The sequence below is a fragment of the Acinetobacter sp. ATCC 27244 genome (genome assembly GCF_000156555.1).
GTDB classification, from domain to species: domain Bacteria; phylum Pseudomonadota; class Gammaproteobacteria; order Pseudomonadales; family Moraxellaceae; genus Acinetobacter; species Acinetobacter haemolyticus.
In genome coordinates this window covers 107192-110537 of sequence record NZ_GG665959.1, presented here as the reverse complement: position 1 = coordinate 110537, position 3346 = coordinate 107192, and the positions used below count along the sequence as shown (strand labels likewise).

The following is a 3346-nucleotide window of genomic DNA, read 5'->3' as shown; positions in this document are numbered from 1 at the left end:
ATTAAACCCAAAAAATTCCAATTGATTCAGATGACTACATCAGGTTTATTTTAAAGAAGATTTTTATCTTTCATTATAAATAAAAAAATTACTGGCAAATGAGCACATCACCAGTAATTCGTACAGCATTCGATTTCAAATTCAAATTAAGCCAAAAGCTTTTGAATATCTTTGCCAATTTTTTCGGGCTTGGTGGTTGGAGAATAACGCTTGATCACTTTACCGTTTTGATTAATCAAAAATTTGGTGAAATTCCATTTGATGCTTTCACTCCCTAAAATGCCTTTGGCTTCTGAAGTCAAGTATTTATATAGTGGATGGGCATTTGTACCATTTACATCAATTTTGGCAAACATGGGAAATGACACGCCATAGTTACGCTGACAAAAACTGCCAATTTCTTCATTACTTGATGGGTCTTGGTTAGCAAATTGGTTACATGGGAAGCCCAAAATCACTAAACCTTGCTGTTGATAATCTTGATATAGCTTTTCAAGTCCCTCAAATTGTGGGGTTAAGCCACACTGACTTGCAGTGTTCACCACCAATAAAACTTTGCCTTGATAGTCTGCAAGGTTCTTTTGCTCGCCTTCTAACAATTCTGCCTGAAAATCATAAATTGTGGTCATACAACATCTCGCTCTGATTCAATCAATCTTATTTACCTAATCGCTGTTTGCATCTGTTCAGCTGTACATATTAATATTGCACACAATTATCTTGTGTGCAAGTTAATTACACGCAATATACTTTTATTCATTTCCAAACTATACTGTCACCTAGCAAAAACGATGTTGAGGAGCGAAGCATGACCGAAATTTCTTACTTGGATAATCAAGTGTGTTTTGCGATGTATTCCGCGACCAATGCGATGATTCGTCAATATCGTCCTTTGCTTCAGGAATACGACCTGACCTATCCGCAGTTTATTGTGCTGCTGGCTTTATACGAAAAAGACAATGTGACTTTGTCTGAAATTGGTCAAAAGACCTTTTTTGATTCGGGCACGCTGACGCCAATTATTAAAAAACTCGAAGAAAAACAGTTTTTAAAGCGTGTTGCGGTGAAAGAAGATGAGCGCATGAAGAAAGTGATCTTGCTTGAAAAAGCACTGGCTGCAAAAGATGAAATTACCTTAATTCCATTTAAACTCGCCTGCTCTTTGGGTGTTGATCCAAATGATTTAGTGGCGATTCATAATTTATGCCATCGTTTTTTAAAGGGTTTAGAGCATTCTAAACTCGAAAGTTTGAGTGAATAAATGCAACAAGCCATTGTTGGATTTCACCTCGATGATGAGAATCATTGGGTTGCTGATCTCGCCTGTGGTCATACGCAGCATGTCCGTCATGATCCGCCGTGGCAAAATCGCCCTTGGGTTTTAACGGAGCAAGGGCGTAAGGAAAAGTTAGGGGTGATGTTGGAATGTAAAAAGTGTGATTCAGACTTCAAAAACATTACAAGCTCTTAAAAATACGTTCAATATATTTCATAGACGAACAATTTGGATGCTCTAGCACTTTCTCGAAAGTAAATCCATGTAAAAGCATTTGACGAGCTAAAATCTTTTTATTAGATACTCCTCTCTTGCCTTCACTTGCTTTTAGCTTTAAAACTCTTATTCGTTCAAATGGTTTATCGCCTGTGAAACTTTCAGGGTCATCAACATAAGCTTCTTCAGATGGCAACCATGACCTTAAAGCATCTGTACAAGCTAGAAACCAAGACTCTGTAGCCAAAATTGTAATAAAGCTATCTTTTACATCAGGGTGTTCAATAGCTGACTTGACTGTTGCTATATTGGGTTCACGTTCGAGATCAGTTAATATAAAAATATGATCAGGACTGTTATTCGCCAAAGTTCCTAACATATCACCAATTCTATGTGGCAATAGATTTCCACCACCTGATGCATCAACTACAGGAACTATAAGTTCTAATCCAAATGTTTGAATCCAGTTTTTAAATTGTTGTGATTCTATTAATATTTTTTCTGTACCACCTTCAACTATAAAAGCAATTTTTTTCACCACGGTAAACCACCATTTAATAGGTTCATAAGCCATGCTTGGTCTAATGAAGATTCTTCTAAATGAGGATTTGATATTTTAGCATTTTTTAATTTAGTGCTACCTTTAATTTTATCTACTAACCAAAGTTCATCTAAGTTGCAGCTACGCACAACTGTTTCGCTGTGAGTTGTAACAAGTACATTTACAGTATTTTCTAATATAGTTTCTTTGATAAAAGAAATTAATTCTACTATAGCCTGTGGATGAATACCCCTTTCAGGCTCCTCAATAATAATTAATGATTTTTTACTTTGATTCCAAAGAATTGCTGTCAAAATTGCTAAAGTATAAATCGTTCCATCTGAGATAGAAATTGCGGGTAATAATCGAGTATCTTCTTTAAAATGAAGGCTTAGAAAATCATCAAAGTCTCCTTTCTTTAGAGAAATTTCACTAATACTAGGAACAATTAGATTAAGCAACTCATGAAGAGTATTCCATTTTACCTCATCATTTTGAAGTTCAAGGAGTATTGTTGCTAAATTTTCACCATACATTAAAAGGTTAGATTTATTAAAAATTTTATTTGGCAGTTTTGGTGCTAACGGATTGATCCTAAAAATATTTAAATTTGAGATATATTCATAGATGTGTTCATCCTCAAAATAAGAGCTTAAGCCAGTTTTATCAGAGCTTAATTCATCTTGAATATTTTCTCTGAGTGATTCAGGTATTTCTGTTCTTATTGTTTCAATTGTTTTTTTAAAGTCGATTAGAGAACCCAATGCTTTCTTATATTCTTTAGATTTAATTGATTTATTATCTTCAACGTACTTAATTTTTAATACAAGATCTTCAATAATACTATTAAATTTTTCAAAATTTAATTTTTCAACATTATCAGTTTTACGTGAATATATTGATAATAAATTAGTAGATAGTCTTTCATTAATAATTTTACTTTCCTGTATATTTATAGATAAAACATATTCATATTCATGTGAGGTTTCTGGGTTTCTTATTCTTAAAGTAAAACAAGTTTCTTCTGCATTTGTTAATAAACTCTTATCTCCAACTTCTTGGATAGCACTTGAAACACCTTTTACGACAACATTTTTAAAAAATATCAAAGCATCACAGAAGTTACTTTTTCCTGCCCCATTTGAGCCTACTAAGCAAGAGAATCCTGTCTTTGGTTCAAAGATTACATCTTCTATACTTTTAAACCCTCGTATGCAAATACGTTGGAGTTCCATCTAATCTCTCTTATAACTAAATCAAAAATTATTAAGATGTAATTTAGCATATTTACTATTAGAGTTTTAAATTCTTCA

Annotated in this window: 5 protein-coding genes; 2 read left to right on the top strand and 3 right to left on the bottom strand. The window is 33.4% G+C overall.

Annotated elements, in window-relative coordinates; translation table 11 throughout:
- Nucleotides 1-146: 146 nt before the first annotated feature.
- Complete coding sequence (locus tag HMPREF0023_RS11060) at nt 147-629, bottom strand: glutathione peroxidase (RefSeq protein WP_005087200.1); 483 nt, start codon at nt 627-629, stop codon at nt 147-149.
- A 179-nt stretch (nt 630-808) separates the two neighbouring features.
- On the opposite strand from HMPREF0023_RS11060, the gene HMPREF0023_RS11055 reads away from it, so the two are divergent.
- Nucleotides 809-1261, top strand: a complete 453-nt coding sequence (locus HMPREF0023_RS11055; protein ID WP_017396478.1) for a MarR family winged helix-turn-helix transcriptional regulator — start codon at nt 809-811, stop codon at nt 1259-1261.
- Nucleotides 1262-1471, top strand: a complete 210-nt coding sequence (locus HMPREF0023_RS11050; RefSeq protein WP_008942137.1) for a DUF3565 domain-containing protein — start codon at nt 1262-1264, stop codon at nt 1469-1471. It begins immediately after the preceding gene.
- Here HMPREF0023_RS11050 and HMPREF0023_RS11045 read toward each other — a convergent pair.
- Together HMPREF0023_RS11045 and HMPREF0023_RS11040 are read right to left on the bottom strand one after the other, a co-directional pair.
- Complete coding sequence (locus HMPREF0023_RS11045) at nt 1458-2066, bottom strand: hypothetical protein (RefSeq protein WP_008942136.1); 609 nt, start codon at nt 2064-2066, stop codon at nt 1458-1460. The two genes, HMPREF0023_RS11050 and HMPREF0023_RS11045, sit on opposite strands and share 14 nt — an antisense overlap.
- Nucleotides 2027-3268 carry an AAA family ATPase gene (locus tag HMPREF0023_RS11040; protein WP_008942135.1) on the bottom strand — a complete coding sequence of 414 codons (1242 nt, stop codon included), beginning with the start codon at nt 3266-3268 and terminating at the stop codon, nt 2027-2029. The genes HMPREF0023_RS11045 and HMPREF0023_RS11040 overlap by 40 nt, the downstream gene beginning before the upstream one ends.
- Nucleotides 3269-3346 lie beyond the last annotated feature (78 nt).

Excerpts from the sequence above, each read along its gene's own strand:
- HMPREF0023_RS11060 (WP_005087200.1), bottom strand. The coding sequence starts at position 629 with ATGACCACAATTTATGATTTTCAGGCAGAATTGTTAGAAGGCGAGCAA.
- HMPREF0023_RS11055 (WP_017396478.1), top strand. The coding sequence starts at position 809 with ATGACCGAAATTTCTTACTTGGATAATCAAGTGTGTTTTGCGATGTAT.
- HMPREF0023_RS11050 (WP_008942137.1), top strand. The coding sequence starts at position 1,262 with ATGCAACAAGCCATTGTTGGATTTCACCTCGATGATGAGAATCATTGG.
- HMPREF0023_RS11045 (WP_008942136.1), bottom strand. The coding sequence starts at position 2,066 with ATGGCTTATGAACCTATTAAATGGTGGTTTACCGTGGTGAAAAAAATT.
- HMPREF0023_RS11040 (WP_008942135.1), bottom strand. The coding sequence starts at position 3,268 with ATGGAACTCCAACGTATTTGCATACGAGGGTTTAAAAGTATAGAAGAT.